Here is a 23,178-nt window from a genome sequence, read left to right as displayed (position 1 = left end):
AATGAAGTTATTGTTATAATAGCTCCGCCCTTTCTCAAAGTCAAGGGGGTATGGCAATCCTGTTGTAACAATTTCTTGACATTCGTACAGAATACAGATACTATTGTTAATAGTATACAAAGGACTGCGGCCGGCAGGTCGTATGGCTTTCTTGGATTGAATCGGGTGAGGGCGGCACATCCGCCGTCGCACGTTTGTTTTGTAAGATTTCAACGGGCTTGGTGTGTCCGTTTGACCGCATGTTGCTGAGGCTTTTTGCTCCTCTTTTCTCGTAAGACCGCGGCTTTTTGGCCTGCGGCGCCCGGCAGCGGCGGCGTTTGCGTATGGTTTTTACAACAATCTTATAAAATTGCAGATATGATCTGAAAAAGCGCCCGCGGGCAGCCGTCCTCATGGTTTACGAAATTATTGCCAACGAGGAGTGAAAATCGAATGGTACCCATCATCGCATTGGTGGTGGCGGTACTTGTTGCGATCGCTGTCGGTGTGGCGCTTGGTTTTGTGCTGGGCGAACAGCACCGCAAGCGCACGGCAGAGGCCAAGCTGGGCTCCGCCGAAGAGGAAGCCAAGCGGATCGTCAACGACGCCATCAAGTCAGCCGAACAGAAACGCAAGGAGACCATCATCGAGGCGAAGGACGAAGCCTTCAAGCTCAAGTCCGAGGCCGACAAGGAGATCAAGGAGCGCCGTGCCGAGGTCACCCGGCAGGAGCGCCGTGTGGATCAAAAGGAGGAGGCGCTGGACAAGCGCACCGCCACCATTGAACGCAAGGAAGAGGACCTGAAAAAGCGCACTGAGCTGGTGGAAGCCCGCCTGGACGAGCTGGAACAGCTCAAGCTGCGCCAGACTGAAAAGCTGGAAACCATCGCCGGCATGTCCCAGGAGGACGCCCGCGCCGTGCTGCTGCAGCGCCTGGATGAGGAACTCACCCACGAGAAAGCCATGCGCATTTCCGCCTATCAGTCCAACCTCAAGGACGAGTGCGACAACATGGCCCGCGAGATGGTCAGCCAGGCCATTGCCCGCTGTGCTGCCGACGCCACCAGCGAGGCGACGGTCAGCGTGGTGCCGCTGCCCAACGATGAGATGAAGGGACGCATCATCGGCCGCGAGGGCCGCAACATCCGCGCCCTGGAGACTGCCACCGGCTGTGACCTCATCATCGACGACACGCCGGAAGCCATCACCCTGTCCAGCTTTGACCAGACCCGCCGTGAGGTGGCCCGCATGGCGCTGGAGCGCCTGATTGCCGACGGCCGTATCCATCCCGCCCGCATCGAGGAAACGGTGGACAAGTGCCGCCGGGAGCTGGAGCTCACCATGAAGCGGGAAGGCGAGAAAGCGGTCATGGACCTGGGCATCCACAGCCTGCATCCCGACCTGGTCAAGCTCATCGGCCGGCTGAAGTTCCGTTCCAGCTATGGCCAGAACGTGCTGAGCCACTCTCTGGAAGTGGCATGGCTGGCCGGACTCATGGCCGGCGAGCTGGGCGTCAATGTGGCCATGGCACGCCGTGCCGGTCTGCTGCATGACATCGGCAAGGCGCTGGACCACGAGATTGAGGGCAGCCATGTCCAGATCGGCGTGGACATCTGCAAGAAGTACCGGGAAAACCCCGCCATCATCCATGCGGTGGAGGCCCACCACGGCGACGTGGAGCCCAAGACGCCGCTGGCATTCATCATCATGGCGGCCGACGCCATCAGCGCTTCCCGTCCCGGCGCCCGCCGCGAGAACATGGAGAGCTACATCAAGCGTCTTGAAACGCTGGAAGCTCTGTGCAACGGCTTTGACGGTGTGGAGAGCAGCTATGCCGTCCAGGCCGGCCGCGAGGTGCGCATTCTGGTTCAGCCGGACAAGATCGCCGACGATCAGGTGGTACTGCTGGCCCGCAGCATCGCCCGCAAGATCGAGGACGAGCTGGATTACCCCGGCCAGATCAAGGTCAGCGTCATCCGCGAGAGCCGCGCCACCGAGTACGCCAAATAAGTTTCGCAAACCATTGCGGGAAGCCGCCCATACCGGGCAGCTTCCCGCTTTTTTGCTGCAGGTCACACGGTATCCGGGCAAGGCGGCGGGTGTGGCCCGGACGAGACAGCCCGGAGTGCAACAGACAGAGTTTGCAGCTTTTGCGACAGATTGTTCCCCTAAACGTTACGGACTTTGACAAGGGTGGTATAATCGTTACGGTTGCTTTTGGGAGAACGCTGCGGCCGTCCGCGGCGGACTTTGCGGCCGTTTTTAATCATCCATCTGAGAGGAGCTGCAGAATATGGCGTCCCTTCTTCTGCCGGTGATCTATCTGGCGTTTATCAGCCTGGGTCTGCCCGATTCCCTGCTGGGATCGGCCTGGCCCAGCATGGTGGGCCAGCTGGAGGCAAATCTGTCCTGGGCGGGCATTGTGTCCATGCTCATCTCTGCCTGCACCATCGTGTCCAGCCTGCTCAGCGAGCGGCTCAACCGCAAACTGGGCACCGGCGGCGTCACGGCGGCCAGCGTGCTGCTGACGGCGGTGGCGCTGTTCGGCTTCTCCACCTGTACCCGGTTCTGGCAGCTCTGCCTGTGGGCGCTGCCCTACGGCTTCGGCGCGGGCAGCGTGGACGCCGCCCTCAACGCCTATGTCTCCCTGCACTATGAGAGCCGCCACATGAGCTGGCTGCACTGCATGTGGGGCATTGGCGCCAGCACCGGTCCCGTTATTATGGGCTGGGCGCTGGCCGGAGGCAGCTGGCAGAACGGCTACCGCATCATCTCTTTGCTGCAGTTCGGTCTGACGGTGATTCTGCTGCTCAGCCTGCCCCTGTGGAAGCGCCCCGGCAAAACCCTGGAAGGGGAGGACTTCACCCCCGAACACCGCAGCCTGCCCCAGCTTCTCCGCCTGCCCGGGGTGGTCCAGGTGCTGGTCTGCTTTTTCTGCTACTGCGCCCTGGAAAGCACCGCAGGCATGTGGGCGGCCAGCTACTGCACCCTGACCCGGGGCATCGACGCCAACACCGCCGCCAGCTGGGCAAGTACCTTTTACATCGGCATTACGGTGGGACGGGCCATCTGCGGCTTCCTCACCATGAAGCTCAGCGACCAGAACATGATCCGTCTGGGACAGGCGCTCATCGCCCTGGGCATTGTGCTCATCCTGTTGCCCGCGGGACAGAACGTCCTCTTTGCCGGGCTCATCACGGTGGGGTTGGGCTGCGCTCCCGTCTACCCCTGCATCATCCACGAGACCCCCGCCAACTTCGGGCGGGCCCTCAGCCTGGCCATGACCGGCGTCCAGATGGCCTTTGCCTACATCGGCAGCTGCCTCATGCCGCCCATCTTCGGCCTGCTGGCGCAGTATGTCTCGCCTGCCCTCTATCCCTGGTATCTGGGCGTGCTGCTGATCCTCATGGTCATCATGGCCGAGAGCCTCCACCGCCGCACCCGCGCCAAGCGGGAGAGCGTCCTGGCGGGAGAGTGACCGCCCGTATCTAATCTCAAAAGCCCCGTCTGACGACGGGGCTTTTCCTTATTTATATACAATAAATACACGGAAAACGGGGCCGGGGCGGAACCGGTTCAGCTCTGGTCGTGGCTTTTGCCCACCAGGGCAGCCAGTACGCCGAACACCAGGCTGGCTGCGATGCCGCCCGCCGCGGCGGTGAGTCCGCCGGTAAAGATGCCCGGCAGGCCGATCTCGTCCACCGCGCTGACCACGCCCTGGGCCAGCAGATGTCCGAAGCCCAGCAGGGGCACGCTGGCGCCCGCCCCGGCAAACTCGACCAAGGGATCATACAGACCGACGGCGCTCAATACCACGCCTGCCACCACGTATCCGGTGAGGATCCGCGCGGGGGTCAGGGCGGTGTAATCGATGAGCAGCTGGCCGATGACGCAGATCGCCCCGCCGACCAGAAAAGTCCAGACATATGACATGATTCATCCCTCCTGTGCACGCAGTTCCACCGCATGGGCGATGCCGGGAATGCTCTCTCCCTGCAGATAGGTGGTCTGGCTCATGAGAGCCCCGGTGGAAAGAAACAACACCCGCTTCCAGCGGCCGTCGGCCAGGCGGGGCAGGACAAAGGTGCAGAGCACGGCGGCGCTGCATCCGGCGCCGCTGCCGCCCGCCTGTACATGCTGATTTCCTACGTCGTAAAGCAGGCAGCCGCAGTCCAGGTGGTTGGACAGGTCATAGCCCTCGGCGCGCATCTGCCGGTAGAGCAGCCCGCTGCCCACCTCGCCCAGGTCGCCGGTGAACACTGCGTCATAGTCGGCGGGCACCGTGCCGGTGTCGTCAAAGTGATGCATCAGTGTGGAGACGGCGGCGGGCATCATGGCGGCGCCCATGTTGTTGATGTCGTGGACATCGTAGTCCTGTACCCGGCCGAAGGTCACGCTGTGCACCGTCACCCCCTGCCCCTCGGGGGAGAGCAAACAGGCTCCGGCGGCGGTGGCCGTCCACTGGGCGGTGGGAGGCCGTTTGCCGCCGTAGTCCAGCGGGGTGCGGAACTGCCGCTCCGCCGCACAGAAGTGACTGCTGGTGAAAGCCAGCACCTGCTGCCCATACCCTGCCGCTGCAAAACAGGCAGCCAGGGAAAGCCCCTCGGCCATGGTGCTGCAGGCGCCGTACAGCCCGGCGTAGGGGGAGCCCAGCACCCGCATGGTGTAGTTGCTGGCGGTGCACTGGGCCTGCAGGTCCCCGGCAAAGGTCAGGTCGATCTGATCCGGGTCCAGGTTCGCTTTTTTCAGACAGCGCTCCACGCATTTCTGCTGCAGGATGTTCTCGGCCTGCTCCCACTTGCTGCTGCCGCAGGTCGTGTCGGGAAACAGCAGGTCGAAGGCGTCGGCCAGGGGGCCTTCCGCCTCCTTTTTGCCGCCCGCCGCCGCCCAGGTGTGAATGACGGGCGGTGTGCCGAAGATCACGGTGTCGCCGTTGCGGACCGTCATGGAAAACCCCTCCTTGCGCAGAAACAAACTGCCTTTAGTGTGCCGGGCAGCCCGGGTTTTATGCATGGGGCATCCCGTCGGCCTGTCGGAGATGGCGGGATGGCAGGCAAGTCGTCAAAAAGCCCGGAGCATCCCAAACCGATGCCCCGGGCCGTATGCAGAAAACTGTGTCAGAGCTTTCCCATGATCCAGTAAACGATGCCCCATACCCAGGAGGCCAGCGTGCCGTAGGCAATGACAGGTCCTGCGATAATGAAGATCCGCGATCCCACGCCGGTCACCCAGCCTTCGGCCTTGAACTCGATGGCAGCGCTGACCACCGAGTTGGCAAACCCTGTGATGGGCACCAGTGTGCCGGCCCCGGCCCTGGCGCCCAGCTTCTGGTACCAGCCGGGCAGCGTGACCAGGGCGGACAGCAGAATCAGGGAAATGCTGGTCAGGGTGCCGGCCAGTTCCTTGTCGTAGAGCAGCAGCCAGCTCTGCCGCAGGATCTCTCCCATCAGGCAGATGCTGCCGCCCACAAAAAACGCCCACAGGCAGTCTTTCAGCACTGGGGAGTGGGGCAGGGCGTCCCGGGTCATCTTGGCATAGCGTTCAGGGTCCAGTTTCATGGGCGGCACTTCCTTCTGTGGATGTTGAAAACAGCTTTGCCCCTTAGTCTGTCCTCAGCCGCCGTAAAATATTACATTGCCCCGGTAGTAAGGCTCGGGGACCATGGCCCGGTAGAGGGTCTCCAGATCCCGTCGCAGCACGTCGTCCCGCTCGTCCCCGCCGCAGGGCAGCGCGTAGATCTGATACCGCACCCCGAACACCCGTCCCTCCATGGCGGTGGCCCGTGCCCCGGCGCGCAGATAAAACCCGATGCGCCGCTTTGCCTCGGCAGGGTCGGGGGCCTCGGCGGGATGCTCGCACTCGATGAGCAGCGTCCGCCTGCGGGGAGCGTAGTACCCGGCCAGAGCCCGGAGAGCCCGTGTGCCGGTGCCTTTGCCCCGCAGTTCGGGCAGCACGGCAAAGTAGTCCAGCAGAGCAGTGTCACAGTCGGGCAGCACCGTCTGCCAGGCGTAGCAGACCAGATGGCCGTCCTCATACAGGGCAAGGGGCTCGTACAGGCCCCGGCGCATCAGTCCCCGCACTGCCGAAAAAGGTTTCAGCTCCGCCTCGGGAAAGTCCCGGGTCATCTGTTCGCGGTGGATGGTTTCGGCTTCGGTTTCGTTCAGCAATCGGATCTGCATGGTGGGACTCTCCTTTCCCGGCGGCAGGGCCGGCTCTCAGACCAGTATACCACAGGCGGGCGCCCGGTGCGAGGCGGCTGCCCACTGTACACAACGCCCCGATTTCGTGTATAATGAAAACATCAAACAGACACGGAGGGCATTTGCCATGGAATGGACCGATATTCAGATTACGGTGCCGCAGCGCTACGCCGAGACCGCGGAAGCGATCGCAACGATGGTGTCCAACGGCGGGATTTATATTGAGGATTACAGCGACCTGGAGGAGCAGTCCTGGGAGATCGCCCATGTGGACCTCATCGAGCAGGAACTGCTGGACAAGCCCCGGGACATCGTCAAGGTGCACATGTATCTTGCCCCGGACGAAAACCCTGCCGAGATCCTGCCCCTCTTCAAGGAGCGGCTGGAGGCTGCGGGCATCGAGTACAGCCTCGACACCGCGGGCGTGGAGCAGGAGGACTGGCAGAACGCCTGGAAGAAGTACTACCACGCCATGGACATCGGCCAGCGCCTTGCCATTGTGCCCGGCTGGGAGGATTACGATACCGACCGTATCCGCATCACCATGGACCCGGGCATGGCCTTCGGCACCGGCACCCATGAAACCACCTCCCTCTGCCTGGAGCTGCTGGACCGCCTGGTCCAGGGCGGCGAGCGGGTGCTGGACATCGGCACCGGGTCGGGCATTCTGGCCATTGCGGCCCTCAAGCTGGGGGCCCGGGAGGCCGACGGCGTGGACATCGACCCCATGTGCGTCCGCACGGCAGGGGAGAACGCCCAGCGCAACGGCGTGTCGGAGCATTTCCGCGTGCTGGTGGGCGACCTGTCCGACAAGGCGGAGGGGACCTACGACATCATCACCGCCAACATTGTGGCGGCGGCCATCCTGTCCCTGGCACCGTCGGTGCCCGCCCTCATGGCGCCGGGGGCGGCCTTCATTGCCTCGGGCATTATCGATGAGCGCAAGGATGAGGTGCTGGACGGCCTGCGCGCCGCCGGTCTTGCCCCCGAGGCCGTCTACGAAAAACGGGGCTGGGTCTGCATCCTCTGCCGCAAAGCAGAAAATTGATATAAAACGGATTATATTGTTGAAACAGTACGAATTGTATAAGCGCTTGTACTGTGGAAAGAGAGGAACATCGTGCCGCACCGTTATTTTACCACCGAGATCGGTTCCGGCCGGGCGGCGCTGACCGGGCCGGACGCCCACCATCTGGCCGATGTCATGCGGGGCCGGGTGGGGGACCAGGTGATTTTGTGCGACGCCAACGCCGTGGAGTATACCGGTACCATTACATCGGTGCAGCCGGGCCGGGTGGAGTTCTCGGTCAGCGAGGGCTACCCCAGCGCCGCCGAACCCAGTGTGGAGATCACCCTCTACGCGGGCTACCCCAAGCAGGGCAAGCTGGAGGATATCATCCGGCACAGCGTGGAGCTGGGGGTGCACCGGGTGGTGCCCTTTTTCAGCCGCTACTGTGTGGCCGCCCCCAAAAAGGAGGAGGCCAAGCGGGAGCGCTACGCACGCATTGCGGTGGAGGCAGCCAAGCAGTGCGGCAGAGGCATCCTGCCGGAGGTCAGCCTGCCCCTGCCGGATTTTGCCTCGGTCTGCCGGGAGCTGAAAGACTACGACCGCGCCTTCTTCTTCTATGAGTGCGGCGGCAGCCCGCTGCGCACCTTGCTGAAGGAGGACAAAGCGGTTCGCCGCATTGCCCTCATCACCGGCAGCGAGGGCGGCTTTGCCCCCGAGGAGGCGGACCTGGCCGCAGCGGCGGGCGCCCGGACGGTGGGGCTGGGGCCCCGGATCCTGCGGTGTGAGACGGCACCGCTGGCTGCGCTGGCAGCGGTCATGACGCTGACAGGCAATCTGGAATAAGCCAGAATCCCCACCCGCATTCTATGCAATTTTGAAAAAAAGCGCGACAGCAAAACAAAATGACGTAAAACCGTGTTTTTGGGGCGAGAGATGATTTTGTAATGACAAAGAAAATCATTTTTTGTCTCCAATTTTTTACAGGTTTGCCGTTGTATTCCCCGGCGGGGTCGGGTATAATAAAACCAATCTGACTGCGCTCGGCCTGCCGGCCGGGGCTGAGAAGCGCCGCAACAGGCGGCGCAACGCAAGGGAGGTTGAACCACCATGATGAAAAAGTCCACTTTTGGCGCGGCGCTGGCATTTCTGGCAGCAGCTGCGGGCGTTTTGACTGCGGTTGCACTGTACCTGCGCCGCCGTGAGCAGGAGCTCGACGAGTATGAAAAGCTGCTGTTCAGCGACGAATATGACGATGAAGAAGCTGAGGACGACGAACAGGATGACACCGCCTCTGCGGATGCCGAGCCCCTGGCCGACCCCGACACGGACGGCGACATTTCGTTCTGAAAAGGTTCTGTCTGGCCGGGTGGCCGCCGGCGCACGGCGACGTGCGGCAGGGCGGACGCCCGGCTTTTTTACATCTGAGCCAGTCCCGGGGCGGTAACACTCCGGGGCCGGGAGGAAATTTACAATGAAAAGGCTGTTACTTTGGCTGCTCATGGTAGTGCTGTTTGTGGCGCTGCTGCTGGGCGGCACGGTCGGCGCCTTCTATTACATGACCGGGCAGGATGACCTGCCGGAGGAGAGTGCCTCCTTTGGCGGTGTCACGCTGGAAAACGCCGGCTATGACTGGAAAGTCCCCATCTTCGGCGGTGTTGTCTACAGGAGTTTTTACTCTCCGGCCACGCTCAGCGAGCAGAAACTGGGAGACTTCGGCGATACCCGCCCCGAGCTGGTGCTGCCGTCCTGGGTCAGCCAGGCCGACCTGACGCTGACCGGCCCCGACGGTACCACGGCTTTCCAGGGGACGGCCCAGGATTATGCCGACTTTGTCTACACGGCCAACGGGGAGTACACCCTGAGCCTGACCCTGCGTCAGCTCAGCGAGGAAAAGCCCGCCAAGCCCTTGGGGTGGTATCTGTACCAGGCCAACTTCACGGTGAATTTTGAGCCGGAGGTGACCCTGAGCGCCGAACGCGCCACCCAGGGGGATGTGGTGGCCATATTGCTTACCGGCATCCTGAGCGGGGACACGCCCACGGCTGAGACCGATCTGGGCAGCGTCTGGTTCCGCCCGGTCACGGGGGGCTGGATGGGGTATATCCCCGTCACCTACAACGCCGAGGGCGGCAAGCATGACATCACCGTCCGCTGCGGCGAGACCGAACTCACCGTCACGCTGACGGTGGGAGCGGCGCAGTACGGCAACGTGGTCAGCGAGGCTTCCGAGCCTGTCAGTGCCGATGCATCGGAAAAATACCGCAATGCCATCTGGCCGCTGTATGAATCGTCGGAGGAAGGCAAGCTCTGGTCGGGAGCATTCCAGGCACCCAGCGAGGGCGGCGTTGCCGTCAATTACGGTACTATCTATATTGTGGACGGCACCCGGGACGGCCAGTCCACCGGCCTGACCTATGCAGCGCCCAACGGCAGCGATGTATTCAGCCCTCAGGCGGGCAAGGTCGTCTACGCCGGTACGCTGGAAGTCAGCGGCGGCACAGTGGTCATCGATCATGGCTGCGGCGTCAAAAGCTATCTTTTCGGCCTGGGGGAGGTCACGGTCCAGCAGGGCCAGACCGTCGCCAAGGGGGATGTGGTCGGCAAGGCTACCGACCAGCACGATCTGATTTATGAGGTGCGCATCGGCAACAAGTCGGTGGACCCCAGCAAGATCCTCTCGGGCAAGAGCGGACTTCAGTACAAAGAAAACCTGTAAACCATCAGGAGCACAATCAGCAAGCAATTTTCAGGGTGGCAAAGTATGAGCGAAGAAAAGCAGGAGAACACCGCACAGCAGGGGACGGGCAAGACATCCCACGCTGCGCAGCAGCCGACACGGGACGGCGGCGGGGAAAAACCTGACAATACCACAAAGGCGGGCAATGCCTCCGCCTCCTCCGGTCAGGACCGGAAAAAGTCCGGAGGAACCAGCAGTTCCCGCCGGCGCCGCAAGCGCAGATCGTCGCACAAGGGACATTCCGGCAGCGGCGCGGCCGGTCAGAACCAGAACAAATCTTCACAGCAGCCCAAGGGCGATGCCGGGGAAAAAGCCGGCGGCTCAAAGCAGAGAGCGGAACAATCCGTGACCGCGGCGGCTGCTCCGGCCCAGGCCGGAGAGCCCGCCCCGGAGAAGAAACCGCTCACCACCGAGGAGCTGCGCAAGGAGGAAGTCCGCCGCGCGCTGGAAAAGCAGTCCGAACAGGACAAAGAGCGGGCCTCCCAGCCACGGGAGCCTCAGCAGCCGGAGAGCCCGCCGGCCTGGCCGGTCCAGGGCACGGAGGAGGCAGGCTCTTCGGAGGGCAATGGAAAAGGCGGGGAGCCTTCTCCCGATGCCCTGGATGAAGCCCAGCAGGCCCGTCTGGCGGAGATCACCCGCACGGTGCAGGTTTCGGTGGAGCAGATTCTGGCCGGGGCCGAGCAGGCTGCCGGGGAGAACGGTTCCGACAGCGCCGCGGCGGACGACCTGGACGACGACACATCAGATGAGCCGCTGACCGCGGCCGACCGTGCAGGAAGCATGGGCCGCAGCCTGGTCCGCTGGCTGGTTCTGGTGCTGGGCGGAATTCTCATCATTGCCATGGTGGGGGTGGGCTGGCTGTACTGCAATGCCTCCGACGAAGACCTTCCCCAGATCACCATCACCTTTGACGGACAGACGGTGGAAACCGCCTCCTACAGTTGGCATGTGCCGGTGGTGGGCAACAGCTTCAAGCGCACCTATTCCAAAACGTTCCACCGGGATCCGGTGGAGCTCACCGAGATGGTGGACACTTCGTCCCCCAGCCTCAGCGTATCCCCCTCGGGCTATGAGACCATGCTGACCATCACCGATGAAAACGATGAGGAGATTTTCAGCGGCAGCCTCATTGAATACCGCAAGTTCAGCTTCCCGGCCAACGGCAGCTATACGGCCGAACTGGTGGTAAGCACCGAGACCGGCTCCAGCCAGAACGCTGCCATCACCGGCAAGCAAACCTATCTGTTCCAGTTTACCATCGGCATCCGCCCGTCGGTCCGCCTCAACACAAGGAGCGTTGTACAGGGCGGTGTGGCCAGTGTCCGCGTCTCCAACCTGCAGTCGGATCAGGCTCCCACATTGTCCGGCACCCTGGACGGCACCGACTTCGTCAAGCTGGGCGACGCCTGGGTGGCCTTTGTGCCCATTCCCTATGATCAGGCTCTGGGCGGTTATGTGCTGCAGGTCACGGCGGACGGTTACACCGAAAACCTGGAACTCAGCGTCACCGCCGGAAGCTTTGGATACAGTGATGTATCCAGCACCCGGTCACGGGTCTCGCCCTATATCGGCGAGGAGGATTACCCCGAGGAGGTCAAGGCGCTGCTGGATGTGGCGGACCCGGAGCTCTACTGGACGGAGAGCGGCTTTGTACAGCCGTTCCTGCGCAGCATTGACGTGGCCATGGCTTACGGAGCGCCTGAATACGTGGGCCGTACCCGCACCGAGCGCAACGGCGGCATTGATAACGGTACCGGCCGCGTGGCCGAGAATGTAGTGGTTGAAACCCGCTGGGGCGACACCATCATCAGCCCGGCGGACGGCCGTGTGCTGCTGGCAGGCGATCTGGGGGGCACGGCAGGCAACACCATCGTGATCGAGCATGGCGGCGGCGTCAAGACCATCTTCTTTGGCTTGGGCTCGGTGGGAGTCAAGGCCGGGGATATGGTCGAACAGGGCGAAAGCATCGGTACCACGGTGACCCGCACCATTGTGGAGGTCCGCGTGGGTGACGTGGCGGTTGAGCCTCTCTCCATACTGCGCGGAGAAAACGCCGCCCTGCAGGCGGGCTGACCCTGTTCACGCATATTGCAATACTGAAATCAAAACCGGAAGGTTTTCTTCCCAAACGGGAGGAGACCTTCCGGTTTTTTGCGTCTGCCGTCCCGCACCAGATGCAGGCCCCCGGCATAGCATGGGATAAATGCCGGGGGTGAGAACATGCAAAAAATATTCTGCATTGTGGGGACCGACGCGCGCCAGCGCGCGGCTGCCCGGGCCTTGCAGCGCGCCGGATACGCCGTGACAGGCGCCGAAGGTGTGGGCAATGCCGATTATATCCTTCTGCCCATGCCGCTGGATGCGGGCAAGGCGGATCTGGCCCGCATATTGCGGGCCGCGCGGCCGGGCACGCTGGCGCTGGGCGGAAAGGTCAGTCCGCCGGTGCAGGCAGCGGCCGATGCGGCGGGCATTGAACTGATCGATTATTTCCAGCGGCCGGAACTGGCCAGCCTCAACGCCGTCCCCACCGCGGAGGGCTGCATCTGCCTGCTCATGCAGCTGCGGGAGCGCACCATCTGGCAGAGTCCCATTCTGTTGCTGGGATATGGCCGGGTGGGGCGTGCGGTGGCACGGCGGCTGCAGGTGCTGGGAGCGGTGGTTACGGTAGCGGCCCGCTCGCCGGAGCAGCGTGCCGGGGCCCGGTGCGCGGGCTGCCGTGCCGTCGACCTGACCCGGCTGCCCCAAATTCTGCCCGGGTTTGACGCGGTGGTCAACACCATTCCCGCACCGGTGCTGGGCAGGTCCGAGCTTGCCTGCCTGCCCGCGGGGGCGCTGGTCATCGACCTGGCCAGCATGCCGGGGGGAACCGATTTCGCCGCGGCAAAGGCACTGAACATCCGTGCCGAGCACGCCCTCAGCCTGCCCGCCCGGTGCGCCCCGCAGACGGCAGGCGAACTGGTGGCCGACACGGTGCTGAACATTCTGGAGGAAAGGGGAGAGCATGCATGAATCAGCGCATTGATCTGCCGCGCACCGTTGTGTTCGGACTGTGCGGCAGCTTTTGCACCTTTGACGCAGTAATGCCGCAGATCGAGCGGTTGACGGCCCGGGGCTGGGAGGTGCTGCCGCTTTTAAGCTTTTCGGCGGGGAGCATGGACACCCGGTTCGGCCGGGCGGCGGACTGGCGGCAGAAACTGGAGGAACTGACCGGCCACCAGCCCATCGACAGCATCCAGGGGGCGGAGCCTCTGGGTCCGGCGGGCATGGCCTGTGCCATGATCGTGGCGCCCTGCACCGGGACGACACTGGCCCGGCTGGCGGCAGGACTCAGCGACACCCCCGTCACCATGGGGGTCAAGAGCATGCTGCGGGGCGGATTGCCCATCATTCTGGCCCCCTCCACCAACGACGGCCTGGGCGCCAGCGCGGGCAATCTGGCGGCGCTTTTGCAGCGCAAGCATTTTTATTTTGTGCCCTTCGGCCAGGACGACAGCTACAAAAAGCCCTGCAGCCTGAAAAGTGACATGAGTCTGCTGCCCGATACCCTGGACTGTGCCCTGCGGGGCATTCAGCTCCAGCCGCTGCTGCTGTGACCAAAAGGGCAAAAAACTTTGCGGAGAGGGGTTGTATCCTGTGGCCGGGCGGCGCTGCGCGGCATATAGTGGAATGTTGAGCCATTTCCGGGCGGAGACTGCCGTCCGGAAGCAAACAGAGGAGGCGGTGCGGCATGGAGATCATCGAGGTGCGCGGCGGGCGCACGTTGTCGGGCAGCATCACGCCGCCGGCGGCCAAGAACAGCGTTCTGCCCATTCTGGCAGCGACGCTGCTGTGCGGCGGGCCCTGCCGGCTGCGGGGCGTTCCCCGGCTGTCGGACGTGGATACCAGTCTGGCGCTTCTGTCTGCCGTGGGAGCGCGGGCCGGCTGGTGCGGCAGGGACATCCTGACATCGCCGGTACCGCTGCTGCGGGGGGATGTACCGCCCGAGCTGGCGGGGGCCATGCGCAGTTCGGTGTTTTATCTGGCGCCATTGCTGGTACGGGTGGGGCAGGTACGGCTGCCTGTGCCGGGCGGATGCCGGCTGGGGCCCCGGCCGGTGGATATTCATCTGGACGGCCTGGCCGCCATGGGGGCGCGGGTGGAGATCGCCTCCGATGCGGTGGTGCTGCGACGGTCGGGGCGGCTGCACGGGGCGGACTTTACCCTGCGCCTGCCCAGCGTGGGGGCCACCGAGACCCTGCTCATGGCGGCCAGCTGCGCCGAGGGGACCACGGTATTGCGGGGCGTTGCCTGTGAGCCTGAGATCGAGGACCTGGCGGGATTCCTTTCCGCCTGCGGTGCGCGGATCACAGGGGCGGGCACGCCGGTCATCGTCATCCGGGGACGTGCGGGGGGACTGGACGGCGGCAGCTACACGCCGCTGCCCGACCGCATCGCTGCCAGCACCTACGGGGCGGCGGTGGCCGCGGCAGGGGGAGACATCACCATCCGCCGCTGCCGTCCGGCCCATTTCGGGACCTTCCTGGATTTTCTGCGTGCGACGGGGTGTGAGGTCCGCACCGGGGCCAACGCGGTGCGCATCCGGCGGGACCCCTCCATGCCGCTCAAGGGCGGGCAGGAACTGTTTGCCTGTGCCTTCCCGGGCTTTGCCACCGATGCGGCGCCCCTGGCGGCCGCCGTGCTGCTGACCGCCGACGGCCCCAGCCGGGTGTATGACGGGCTGTTCCAGAACCGCTTTGCCTGCGCGGCGGGGTTTGCCGCCCTGGGGGCCGATGTCTGCGCCGAGGGCCGGGAGCTGAAGATCGCGGGCAGTGCCGAGCTTACCGGCACCGTTGTCAGCGCTCCCGACCTGCGGGGCGGCGCGGCGCTGGTGGTGGCGGGGCTGGCGGCTTCCGGCAAGACCTGCGTGCTGGACGAGGGACACATCCGGCGGGGGTATCAGTCCCTGCCCGCCGAGCTTGCCTCTCTGGGGGCTGCCTGCCGCACGGCCTGACGAAAAACGGACGGTGCAAATATTGTGCCAAACGGGTTTGCCCGCTGTGTGCGGGCAAATTTTTTTTATTTTGCCGCGGCATCGCGCAAAACCCGAAAAACCGCCTGCCGCGGCCAAAATGCACGGACGGGCCCCGGCGCAGAGGCGGGAATCGATGGGCGTTTTCTGCCATTTTGGCGTTCGGGTATTGAAATTGCGGGGCAAATTTGGTATTCTTATAATCAGTTATATGTATTATCCACGGACTAGTGTGCCCTATATAGCCCGGCAGTCCATAAAAATCCAAAGTTTTAGGGGGATACTCTCATGGCGTTCGTTCTCGACGAAGAGATGCAGAATGTTACAAACATTAAGGTTATCGGTGTTGGCGGCGGCGGCGGCAACGCGGTCAACCGCATGGTGGAGGCCGGCCTTTCGGGGGTCGAGTTCGTTGCCATGAACACCGACCAGCAGGCCCTGATCAACTCCAAGGCCACCCAGAAAGTCCAGCTCGGTGCAAAGCTGACCAAGGGCCGCGGCGCAGGTGCCGATCCTGAGGTCGGCCAGCGCGCCGCCGAGGAAAGCAAGGACGAGATCGCCAATGCACTCAAGGGTGCACAGATGGTCTTCATCACCGCCGGTATGGGCGGCGGCACCGGCACCGGCGCTGCACCCGTTGTGGCGGAGACTGCCCATGATCTGGGCATCCTGACCGTCGGCATCGTCACCAAGCCCTTCGGCTTTGAAGGCAAGCGCAAGATGAGCCTTGCCGAGCAGGGCATTGCCTCCCTCATGATGCATGTGGACAGCCTGATCGTCATCCCCAATGAGCGTCTGAAGCTCATCAGCCAGGAAAAAATCACCCTGATGAACGCCTTCGAGGCGGCGGACAACGTCCTGCGCCAGGGCGTTGAGAGCATTTCCAGCCTGATCAACATTCCGGCTTTCATCAACCTGGACTTCGCCGACGTGCGCTCCATCATGAAGGACGCCGGTTTCGCCCACATGGGCGTCGGCGTGGCCAAGGGCGCCGGCAAGGCGGAGAATGCCGCCAAGGCCGCGATCTCCAGCCCTTTGCTCGAGACCAGCATCGCCGGCGCACGCGGCGTCATCATCAACATCACTTCCAGCCCCGATATCGGTCTGGACGACGTTGAGACCGCTGCTTCCATGATTACCCAGTCAGCCCATCCCGATGCCAACATCATCTGGGGGACTGCCTTCGATGAGCATCTCTCCGACGAGATGAACATCACCGTCGTTGCCACTGGCTTTGAGAGCACGCCTTCTGTGGATGAGCCCATCCAGGCTCATATCCAGAGCAAGACCGCTGCCCGCCAGGCCGCCGCTGCTGCTGCGCCGGTCAACCCGGTGGAGCCTGCCCCGGCTCCTGCCCCTGCGCCCGCTCCGGCCCCGGCCAAGGTGGAAAAGCCCGATCCCGTTATCCCGAACCCCGTCTTCAATGAGGTGTTCGGTGCGGGTCTGGATACCGCGCCCGGCAAGGCCGACGAGGACGAAGAGGATGACGGCGATTACTTCAACGATCTGCTCAGCATCCTGAACAAGCGCCAGTAATCCACTGCGGGTTGACCCCGCTGTGCACAAAGGCGGGATATACGAAAAACATCAGCCGTGTGTCCTTTTCTTTTAAGGGGGAAAGGGGCACCGGCTGTTTGGTGACCGGCAGTGAAAAGGGGGTACGCCATGCCGTCGGGAGAACCGAAAGTGCCGGAACAGGGATTCCGGCGCCGCGTGGTCGGCGGATTTGACGAGAATGACGTGCTGGCGTATGTGAATGCGCTCGTCAATGAATCGCAGCAGCAGCAGATGGAATATGAAGAACAGATCAAGCAGCTGCAGGCCCAGATTGAGAAAATGAAAAAGGAGCAGGCCAACGCCCGCGCCTGTGTGGAAAAGCTGCAGGATGAGCTTCTGCAGCAGACCCGCCGTGCCGAAAAGGCCGAGAGCGATTACGCCGAGAGCGAGAAGAAGCTGGCCGACAGCGTGGAGCAGTACAGCGTGTCCGAGAGCCGGGCCACCGGCTACCAGAGCAAGTACCGCCAGAGCCAGAAGACTCTTCTGGAGTGGCAGAACCGCTGCCAGGAGCTGGAGGAAGAGGTCAAGCAGCTGCGCGCCGAGAAGGCCGCCCAGCCTGCGGTGCCTGCTCCTGCCCCTGAACCGGTGCCGCCTGCTCCGGCGGTTGCGCCGGAACCGGCCCCGCAGCCTCAGCCCCCCGCACCCACTCCCAGTGTGGAAGCGCGCAAGATTCTGGCCGATGCCCGCATCTATGCCGAGACCGCCGAGCGCCGTATGCGTCAGGAGGCCGAGCAGCAGAAGACCCGCATGGCGGAGAACGCCAAAGATCTGGCTGCCGGTGTCATGGTGCTGCGGGAGCGCCTGAGCCGTGTGGATGAAAAGCTGAGTGCCGCCGCTCTGGATCTGGAAAATGCCACCGCAGCCATTTATGCCGCGCTGGACAGCACCGATGCAGACCTGGAATCCATGGGCGTCAAGCTCAATGATTTCGCCCAGGGCACGCCGGAAAGCGACCCGCCTGCCGTGGAGGCGGAACCGGAGCCCGCACCCGAGTCCCGGTCGGAACCCCCGGCAGCACCTGTGCCGCCCGCCCGTCCCGCGCCCGAGGCACCCCGTCCCGCCGAGCGTCTGCGCCCTGCTCAGCCCCCTGTTACGACGCCTGCCCCGCGCCGGGTCCGGCCTGTACCCAAGGCAAAGCCGGCTCCGCCGCCGTCCAGACGCCTGCGCCGCAGCAGCGTACATAACAGCGGCAGCAGCCGCCGTGCTGTTGCCCAGAGCCTGCTGGACGCCATCAACCGTATGAGCGGGGACGACAAGTAATATTTGGAACAAATGGATATTCCACAGTAGAACGATCCCCGCAGATCGTTTGAGTTGTGGCAGCAACCGATGAACAGGCCGCAATGACTGCGGCCTGTTTTGTTTTGCTCTCCCCATAGGGAAAGGAGAATAAAGATGCCTCCTGTATTGGAACGTTGCCGCGCCGCGCTGGCTGCCCAGCCCCGTGGCGTCCGGCTGCTGCTGGCGGCCGCCCTGGCCTTTGTGTGTGTGCTGGCGGGCGGCGCCGTCACGGCCTACGGCGGACTGCTGCTGGTGGTCTGGATGTGGGTGCTGTGCATGGGCGGGCTTTGCCTGCTGCTGGGCACTGCCTGGAAGATCGCCTTCCCGGGGGAGGCCCCATTCTGGAAAGACAAACCCTTTCTGCGCGCCTTTGCGGGCGGGGCAGTGGTGGGCTTTGGGGTGATCGCTGCCCTGGTGCTCTACCGTCAGACCGTCTACGGGGAGGACGCCATCAACTATTTTGCCAAACAGCAGCTGCTGTTTTCCACCTTCTCCACCAACGGGTTCTATGGGGTCCACGTCCTGCTGGAAAGTCTGCTCACCGCCGACTACAAGATGTTCATGAACCTGTTTATCAGCGTGCCCTATCTGTTTTTGCCCCGCACCATCAACTGCTTCATGCTCTGCTACACCCTGACCTGCTTTGTGCCCATGTGGCTGGCTTTGCTCATGGTGGCCAAGCGGGCGGCGGTCTGGTTTGGAGGGACACGCACCGCCCTGTACTACCCGCTGTGCATGGCTGCCATGGTGCTCTGGCCCATGTTCCTGTGGCCCGCCACCCACGGCATGCCCGATGCCTTCGGCCTGACCTTTGTGTCGGTCATCCTGCTGCTCACGGCCGACTACCGCTTTGACCGGCTGGAGGCAGGCCGCCTGGTCTGCCTGTTCGCCGCCACCTTTGCTCTGGTGCTGACCCGCCGGTGGTATATGTTCTGGATTCTGGCCTACTACCTGGCCTACACGGTGGCGGTGCTGCTGGGAGCGGCGCGGCGCAGGGTGTTCGGCCTGGTGCTGGGCAACCTGCTCAAGTTCGGTATCCCCGCCGTGATCTGCGTGGTGGTGCCGCTGCTGCCTACCTTTATCACCGCCCTCACCACCGACTACGCCGATATCTACGGCGCCTTCTACGGCGGCGGCCTGCTGTCCAACCTGATTGCTCAGTTTGAGCGTCAGGGAGCACTGTTCTGCCTGCTCTGCCTGGCAGGCCTGGTGCTGGCCCTGTCCCGGAAAGCCTCCCGGGGCCCTGCACTGGTCACGCTGGCCTCGGCGGCGGTGGCCGTGGTGCTCTTTACCCGTACCCAGTCCCTGGGGGACCACCAGAGCCTGATCCTGGCCCCCCTCTATCTGGGCACCATCTTCTGTGCGCTGGCGGCGCTCTGCGCTTTGCAGCGGAAGGCGGCAGTCCGGGCAGGGGCTGCGGTGACGGCGGTGTTTTTCTGCCTCAACTTCGGCAACGCTCTGCGTGTGTCTGGATTGTCCACGGGCACGATACTGCTCAGCGATGAGGCTCTGGACCTGACCCGCCGCACCGATCTGGACCAGATGCGCGCGGTCACCGATTTTGTGCTGGAGCACTGCACCACGGAGGATACCGTCTACATCAACATTGATTCGGGGGGCTACAGCGGCAGTACCTTTGCCTACAGCGATCCCGCCCATGTGGAGCTGCAGAGCATCATCCTGTGGGAGAACAGTGTGCCTTCCACCCACGGTTTTCCCACGGAGATCTGGACCTCCAAATATGTCATGGTCACCGACGAGTTCGAGACCGGCACGCTGGTGGGGGACATCAACCGGGCTCTTCGCACCGATACCCCCGCGGCAGCCCACTACACCTATGTGACCCAGTTCCCCCTGCAAAACGGCCTGACTCTCTATTGCTATGAGCGCAACTCCACTCCGGACCAGGCGGAGGCCGATTACTTCAAGGAACTGTTCGCCGGGTATGACGCCCGCTGGCCTCAGCTGTACAGCCAGCGCATCGACGAGTATATGGCATCCCTGGGCTGAGGAGAAACCTCCCGGACAGCATGCTGAAAAATCAAAATCCCCCCGCACATCTGCCGTTCAGAGCAGGTGTGCGGGGGGATCTGCTTTGTCATAAAAGGAGCGGTCAGCGGTGACCGTTTTCCACGCTGCTGGTGCCCTGTTCCATCAGATAGGTGGCGATCAGGTCGGCCGTGTGCAGCTTGACGGCCAGCGGATAGGTATTGAAGGCATCGCTGACGGCAAAGCTGCCGCCGCGCACAGCGTCGTCAAAACCGCCCATGTGCCAGCGGATGGCAATGGCCTCGGCAGTCTTGAGGCGCATGAAATGTTCAATGAGATAGACGCTCTTTTCCCCGTGGCCGTAGGGAAGCTGATCGGCCACCTGGTAGAAGGGGACCTTTTCCCATTGGCCGGTCTCGTCGTTCTTGACGTTGCGGGTGCCGACTTTGTAGAAATTCGCCTTGCACAAATCGTGGAGCAGGCCGCAGATGGCATAGCTCTCGGCATTTTCGCCCTCGGTGAAGAAATGCTGGGTCATGGCCTGGTAGACGTTGATGCTGTGCATGACCAGGCCGCAGCGGCAGGCACCGTGAAACCGGGTGGAGGCAGGGGCTGTGAAAAAGTCGGTGGTCTCCAGCCAGTTGAGCAGGCGGTCGGCGCCGGGGCGGGTGATGTTGGCGTTGTAGATCTCAATGAACTGCTGATGATAGTCTTCCATTACAGCTCCAGTTCGTTCAGGATATCCTTGAGAATGACCAGCTCGTCGCGGGTCATGCTGATGCCCTTGCTCATCTTGCTGCCGTCGGGGGACCAGTCGCGGATATCGTATTTGGGATCGTGGTCGTTCCAGCTGATCATGTTGAGCTGGCGCTCCCATCCCTTGTTATTGGTGGACAAAACGGCGATACGCTCGGTAATTTCATACTTGAATTCAGCCATGGTTCCTATTCCTTCCTTACGCTGGGTTTGCCCCGGCCGGGGCTAGGGTCAATCATACCGGATTTGCCTGGAAAAAGCAAGGGGAATCGCGGCAGATCACTGCTCGCCGGTGGGGCGGTCGGGGGGATATTCTCCCTGCAGGCGGGCCTCCAGCTTGCTCAGGCGGGCCTCCAGCTGGGAGATGCGCTGCTGATACAGATCGGGCAGATCCTGCTGATCCAGGTCGTCGGCGGGGCAGACCTTTTTGTTGTTGATGCGCACCACCTCGGCAGGGACGCCCACGGCGGTGCAGTTGGCGGGCAGGTTTTTCAGCACCACGCTGCCTGCGCCCACGCGGACATTGTCACCGATGTAAACGGGGCCCAGAACCTTGGTCCCCGCGCCGATGAGCACATTGTCGCCCAGGGTGGGGTGGCGCTTGCCGGTGTCCTTGCCGGTGCCGCCCAGGGTGACGCCGTGGTAGATGGTGCAGTTGTCGCCAATCTCGGTGGTCTCGCCAAAAACGATGCCCATGCCGTGGTCGATGAACAGCTTGTGGCCGATTTTGGCGCCAGGATGGATCTCAATGCCGGTCAGATGGCGGGACAGCTGACTGATGAACCGGGCCAGGAAAAACCAGTGATGCCGGTATAAAAAGTGAGCGATCTTGTGCGTGACCAGCACATGAAAGCCCGGATACAGGATAATGACCTCCAGCACGTTGCGTGCGGCGGGGTCTTTGTCCCGGATGTTTTTGGCGTCTGCCCAAAGGCCCATACAGTCGCCCTCCCCCTCAAAACAAAGTCTTACTTAAAAGAATACCACGTTTTTGAGGGGTTGTACAGCAAACCCCGCGCAAATTCGGCCGGAAACTGCCCAAAAAGCCGCCGTGCACGAAGCACGGCGGCAGAGGAGAGGGGAGCAGACAATCAATCGTGATCGGTCTCGTAGTTCAGGATGGAACCGTCAGCGGCGCTGATCTCGTAGGAGTACTCGGTGCGGCCGACTTCCCATTCCACCTCGTAGACCTGGCGGCCGTCGTCCTCGTCCAGTTCCACCTTAAAGCGGGTGGCATCGGCCTCGGCGATCCCGGCGTGCTCCAGGGCAATGCGCTTGGCATCGTCGGAAGTGATCTGGGTGCCGGAAGCAGCGGGGGCGGTGTAGTGCTCGGCGTCGTAGTCGTAGGAAAGGATCTCGCCGGTGACGGCGTCGATCTCGTAGTCATACTCGGCGGTAGTCGTGTAGAATTCCACGTCGTAGACCTGGCGGCCGTCGTCCCGGTCCAGCTTGCACTGGACAAACTGCACGTCGCTTCTTTCTGCAAGGCCGGCGTGGGTCAGGGCGGTCAGGCGGGCGTCGTCCTCGCTGATGAGGTCGGAGCTTCCGGCGGAAGAGCTGGCAGTGGCGCTCTGCCGGTTGTGGTTGTCGGCGTCGTAGTCCATAGACAGAATCTCACCGCTGACGGCGTCGATCTCGTAGTCGTACTCGGTGTCGGCGGTCCAGAACTCGATGTCGTAGACGGCGCGGCCATCGTCGTATTCCAGGCGGCTGTAGCTGCCTGCCAGGGCGTCTGCGGTCAGTCCGGCGTCAGCCAGGGCAATGCTCTCGGCATCGGACTGAGCGATGTACTCGGAGGAGTCGGCGCTGCCCGCAATGCCTGCGGTGGTGTTGCTGCTGGGGGAGCCGGCGGGGGACAGGCCGGAGGTGGTTCCGGCGGCGGAGGAACCCATAGCGGCGGCGGAGCAGCCGGTGGTAAGGGCCAGAGTGAGGGTCAGGGCCAGGGGAGCGAGCAATGTTGTCTTTTTCATGATGTTTCCCTTTCTTTCTCTATATTGTGGGTGTCGGTAGTGTGTACCGTTTCTTGCTGTAACTAAAGGATAGCAGGTCAAGATTAAAGAAACATTAGAAACAGCAGAATTTCAAAAAAATGTGAAAAAATTTCCGGTGCAGCCCGGTCTGACAGAGCCGAAAGCATATGACGGCAGCCTTTGAGAAGGGTTTTGCGTCAGGTTCGCAATATTGTTCCGGGAACTCCGAAAGGCTGCAGCCGGAAGAGAAAAAGGCGCTTTGGCATAGAAGCCCCTCAAAAGGTGTCAAATTTTGTCTGAATGCACAAAAAGGCGGGTTTAGCGTGGGTTTTCAGTTGACGTTCTGTGAGAAAAATGCTAATATAACTATGTTAAAACTTTGGCTTAATCTGTGTTTAAGCCTATGATTCGGGAGGTTACCATGAAACAGTTTGTGTATACCATCCAGGAAGCGGTGGGCATCCATGCCCGTCCCGCCGGCCTGCTGGTCAAGGAAGTCAAAAAATATCAGAGCACCGTCACCATCACCAAGGGGGATGCTTCGGTCAATGCACTCAAGCTCATGGCTCTGATGGGCATGGGCGTCAAGTGCGGCGATACCGTCACCGTCACCGTTGAGGGCGCCGATGAGGATACCGCAGCTCCTGCTCTGGAGGCATTCTTCAAAGAGCATCTGTAAGCGGAACGATATC

22 protein-coding genes are annotated in these 23,178 nt (G+C 62.6%); 14 read left to right on the top strand and 8 right to left on the bottom strand.

The annotated features are described in order from the left end of the window. Positions 1–432 precede the first annotated feature (432 nt). A complete protein-coding gene (rny, locus tag INF35_RS10870; RefSeq protein ID WP_193502368.1) occupies positions 433–1,989 on the top strand; it encodes a ribonuclease Y in 1,557 nt (518 codons plus the stop codon). 283 nt (positions 1,990–2,272) lie between these two features. After that, entirely contained in the window at positions 2,273–3,457 is a 1,185-nt protein-coding gene (locus INF35_RS10865) for an MFS transporter (protein ID WP_193502366.1), read from the top strand. Between the two features lie 98 nt (positions 3,458–3,555). Here the strand turns inward: INF35_RS10865 and spoVAE are convergent, their stop codons facing one another. The 4 genes from spoVAE to INF35_RS10845 form a co-directional block, all read right to left on the bottom strand. Then, positions 3,556–3,912, bottom strand: a complete 357-nt coding sequence (spoVAE, locus tag INF35_RS10860; protein ID WP_193502364.1) for a stage V sporulation protein AE — start codon at positions 3,910–3,912, stop codon at positions 3,556–3,558. A gap of 3 nt (positions 3,913–3,915) precedes the next feature. Beyond that, positions 3,916–4,926: a stage V sporulation protein AD gene (locus tag INF35_RS10855; RefSeq protein WP_193502362.1), complete on the bottom strand. Its 1,011-nt coding sequence runs from the start codon at positions 4,924–4,926 to the stop codon at positions 3,916–3,918. Between the two features lie 170 nt (positions 4,927–5,096). Further along, positions 5,097–5,537, bottom strand: a complete 441-nt coding sequence (locus INF35_RS10850) for a SpoVA/SpoVAEb family sporulation membrane protein (RefSeq protein ID WP_193502360.1) — start codon at positions 5,535–5,537, stop codon at positions 5,097–5,099. 54 nt (positions 5,538–5,591) lie between these two features. After that, a complete protein-coding gene (locus tag INF35_RS10845; protein ID WP_193502358.1) occupies positions 5,592–6,158 on the bottom strand; it encodes a GNAT family N-acetyltransferase in 567 nt (188 codons plus the stop codon). Between the two features lie 148 nt (positions 6,159–6,306). Here INF35_RS10845 and prmA point away from each other — a divergent pair, with 148 nt between their 5' ends. From prmA to INF35_RS10790, 11 genes are all read left to right on the top strand, one after another. After that, positions 6,307–7,227 (top strand): 50S ribosomal protein L11 methyltransferase, encoded by a 921-nt coding sequence (gene prmA / locus INF35_RS10840; RefSeq protein WP_193502356.1) that lies wholly within the window; start codon positions 6,307–6,309, stop codon positions 7,225–7,227. A 72-nt stretch (positions 7,228–7,299) separates the two neighbouring features. Next, positions 7,300–8,031 carry an RsmE family RNA methyltransferase gene (locus INF35_RS10835; RefSeq protein WP_193502354.1) on the top strand — a complete coding sequence of 244 codons (732 nt, stop codon included), beginning with the start codon at positions 7,300–7,302 and terminating at the stop codon, positions 8,029–8,031. A 264-nt stretch (positions 8,032–8,295) separates the two neighbouring features. Next, entirely contained in the window at positions 8,296–8,535 is a 240-nt protein-coding gene (locus INF35_RS10830) for a phosphatase (protein ID WP_235983205.1), read from the top strand. A 124-nt stretch (positions 8,536–8,659) separates the two neighbouring features. Continuing rightward, positions 8,660–9,904 (top strand): murein hydrolase activator EnvC family protein, encoded by a 1,245-nt coding sequence (locus tag INF35_RS10825; protein ID WP_193502351.1) that lies wholly within the window; start codon positions 8,660–8,662, stop codon positions 9,902–9,904. A gap of 45 nt (positions 9,905–9,949) precedes the next feature. Continuing rightward, positions 9,950–11,998: a peptidoglycan DD-metalloendopeptidase family protein gene (locus tag INF35_RS10820; RefSeq protein WP_193502348.1), complete on the top strand. Its 2,049-nt coding sequence runs from the start codon at positions 9,950–9,952 to the stop codon at positions 11,996–11,998. Between the two features lie 147 nt (positions 11,999–12,145). Continuing rightward, on the top strand, positions 12,146–12,934 hold the full coding sequence (locus INF35_RS10815) for an NAD(P)-dependent oxidoreductase (RefSeq protein ID WP_193502346.1): 789 nt from the start codon (positions 12,146–12,148) through the stop codon (positions 12,932–12,934). After that, positions 12,931–13,518, top strand: coding sequence for a dipicolinate synthase subunit B (locus INF35_RS10810; protein WP_193502344.1), 588 nt, complete (start codon positions 12,931–12,933; stop codon positions 13,516–13,518). The genes INF35_RS10815 and INF35_RS10810 overlap by 4 nt, the downstream gene beginning before the upstream one ends. Positions 13,519–13,652: 134 nt before the next feature. After that, positions 13,653–14,915: a UDP-N-acetylglucosamine 1-carboxyvinyltransferase gene (locus tag INF35_RS10805; protein WP_193502342.1), complete on the top strand. Its 1,263-nt coding sequence runs from the start codon at positions 13,653–13,655 to the stop codon at positions 14,913–14,915. A 306-nt stretch (positions 14,916–15,221) separates the two neighbouring features. Then, on the top strand, positions 15,222–16,469 hold the full coding sequence (gene ftsZ, locus INF35_RS10800) for a cell division protein FtsZ (RefSeq protein ID WP_193502340.1): 1,248 nt from the start codon (positions 15,222–15,224) through the stop codon (positions 16,467–16,469). A 129-nt stretch (positions 16,470–16,598) separates the two neighbouring features. Then, positions 16,599–17,750, top strand: coding sequence for a coiled-coil domain-containing protein (locus tag INF35_RS10795; protein WP_193502339.1), 1,152 nt, complete (start codon positions 16,599–16,601; stop codon positions 17,748–17,750). A gap of 135 nt (positions 17,751–17,885) precedes the next feature. After that, positions 17,886–19,781: a hypothetical protein gene (locus tag INF35_RS10790; protein ID WP_193502338.1), complete on the top strand. Its 1,896-nt coding sequence runs from the start codon at positions 17,886–17,888 to the stop codon at positions 19,779–19,781. Between the two features lie 103 nt (positions 19,782–19,884). On the opposite strand, the gene INF35_RS10785 is transcribed toward INF35_RS10790, so the two are convergent. The 4 genes from INF35_RS10785 to INF35_RS10770 all read right to left on the bottom strand — a co-directional run bounded on the left by INF35_RS10785 (position 19,885) and on the right by INF35_RS10770 (position 22,486). Beyond that, the gene (locus INF35_RS10785; RefSeq protein ID WP_193502337.1) at positions 19,885–20,478 is read right to left on the bottom strand and encodes an HD domain-containing protein; all 594 of its coding nucleotides are present in this window, start codon (positions 20,476–20,478) and stop codon (positions 19,885–19,887) included. After that, positions 20,478–20,699, bottom strand: coding sequence for a YdbC family protein (locus tag INF35_RS10780; protein ID WP_193502336.1), 222 nt, complete (start codon positions 20,697–20,699; stop codon positions 20,478–20,480). The genes INF35_RS10785 and INF35_RS10780 overlap by 1 nt, the downstream gene beginning before the upstream one ends. Positions 20,700–20,795: 96 nt before the next feature. Beyond that, on the bottom strand, positions 20,796–21,455 hold the full coding sequence (gene epsC / locus INF35_RS10775; RefSeq protein WP_193502335.1) for a serine O-acetyltransferase EpsC: 660 nt from the start codon (positions 21,453–21,455) through the stop codon (positions 20,796–20,798). Positions 21,456–21,607: 152 nt separating this feature from the next. Next, positions 21,608–22,486 (bottom strand): PepSY domain-containing protein, encoded by an 879-nt coding sequence (locus INF35_RS10770; protein ID WP_193502334.1) that lies wholly within the window; start codon positions 22,484–22,486, stop codon positions 21,608–21,610. 421 nt (positions 22,487–22,907) lie between these two features. Here INF35_RS10770 and INF35_RS10765 point away from each other — a divergent pair, with 421 nt between their 5' ends. Continuing rightward, the gene (locus tag INF35_RS10765; protein ID WP_193502333.1) at positions 22,908–23,165 is read left to right on the top strand and encodes an HPr family phosphocarrier protein; all 258 of its coding nucleotides are present in this window, start codon (positions 22,908–22,910) and stop codon (positions 23,163–23,165) included. Positions 23,166–23,178: the final 13 nt, after the last annotated feature.

It is taken from the genome of Gemmiger gallinarum (assembly GCF_014982805.1).
GTDB classification, from domain to species: Bacteria; Bacillota; Clostridia; order Oscillospirales; family Ruminococcaceae; genus Gemmiger; species Gemmiger gallinarum.
The sequence above is the reverse complement of the archived record's forward strand: the minus strand, read 5'-3'. Positions and strand labels throughout refer to the sequence as shown.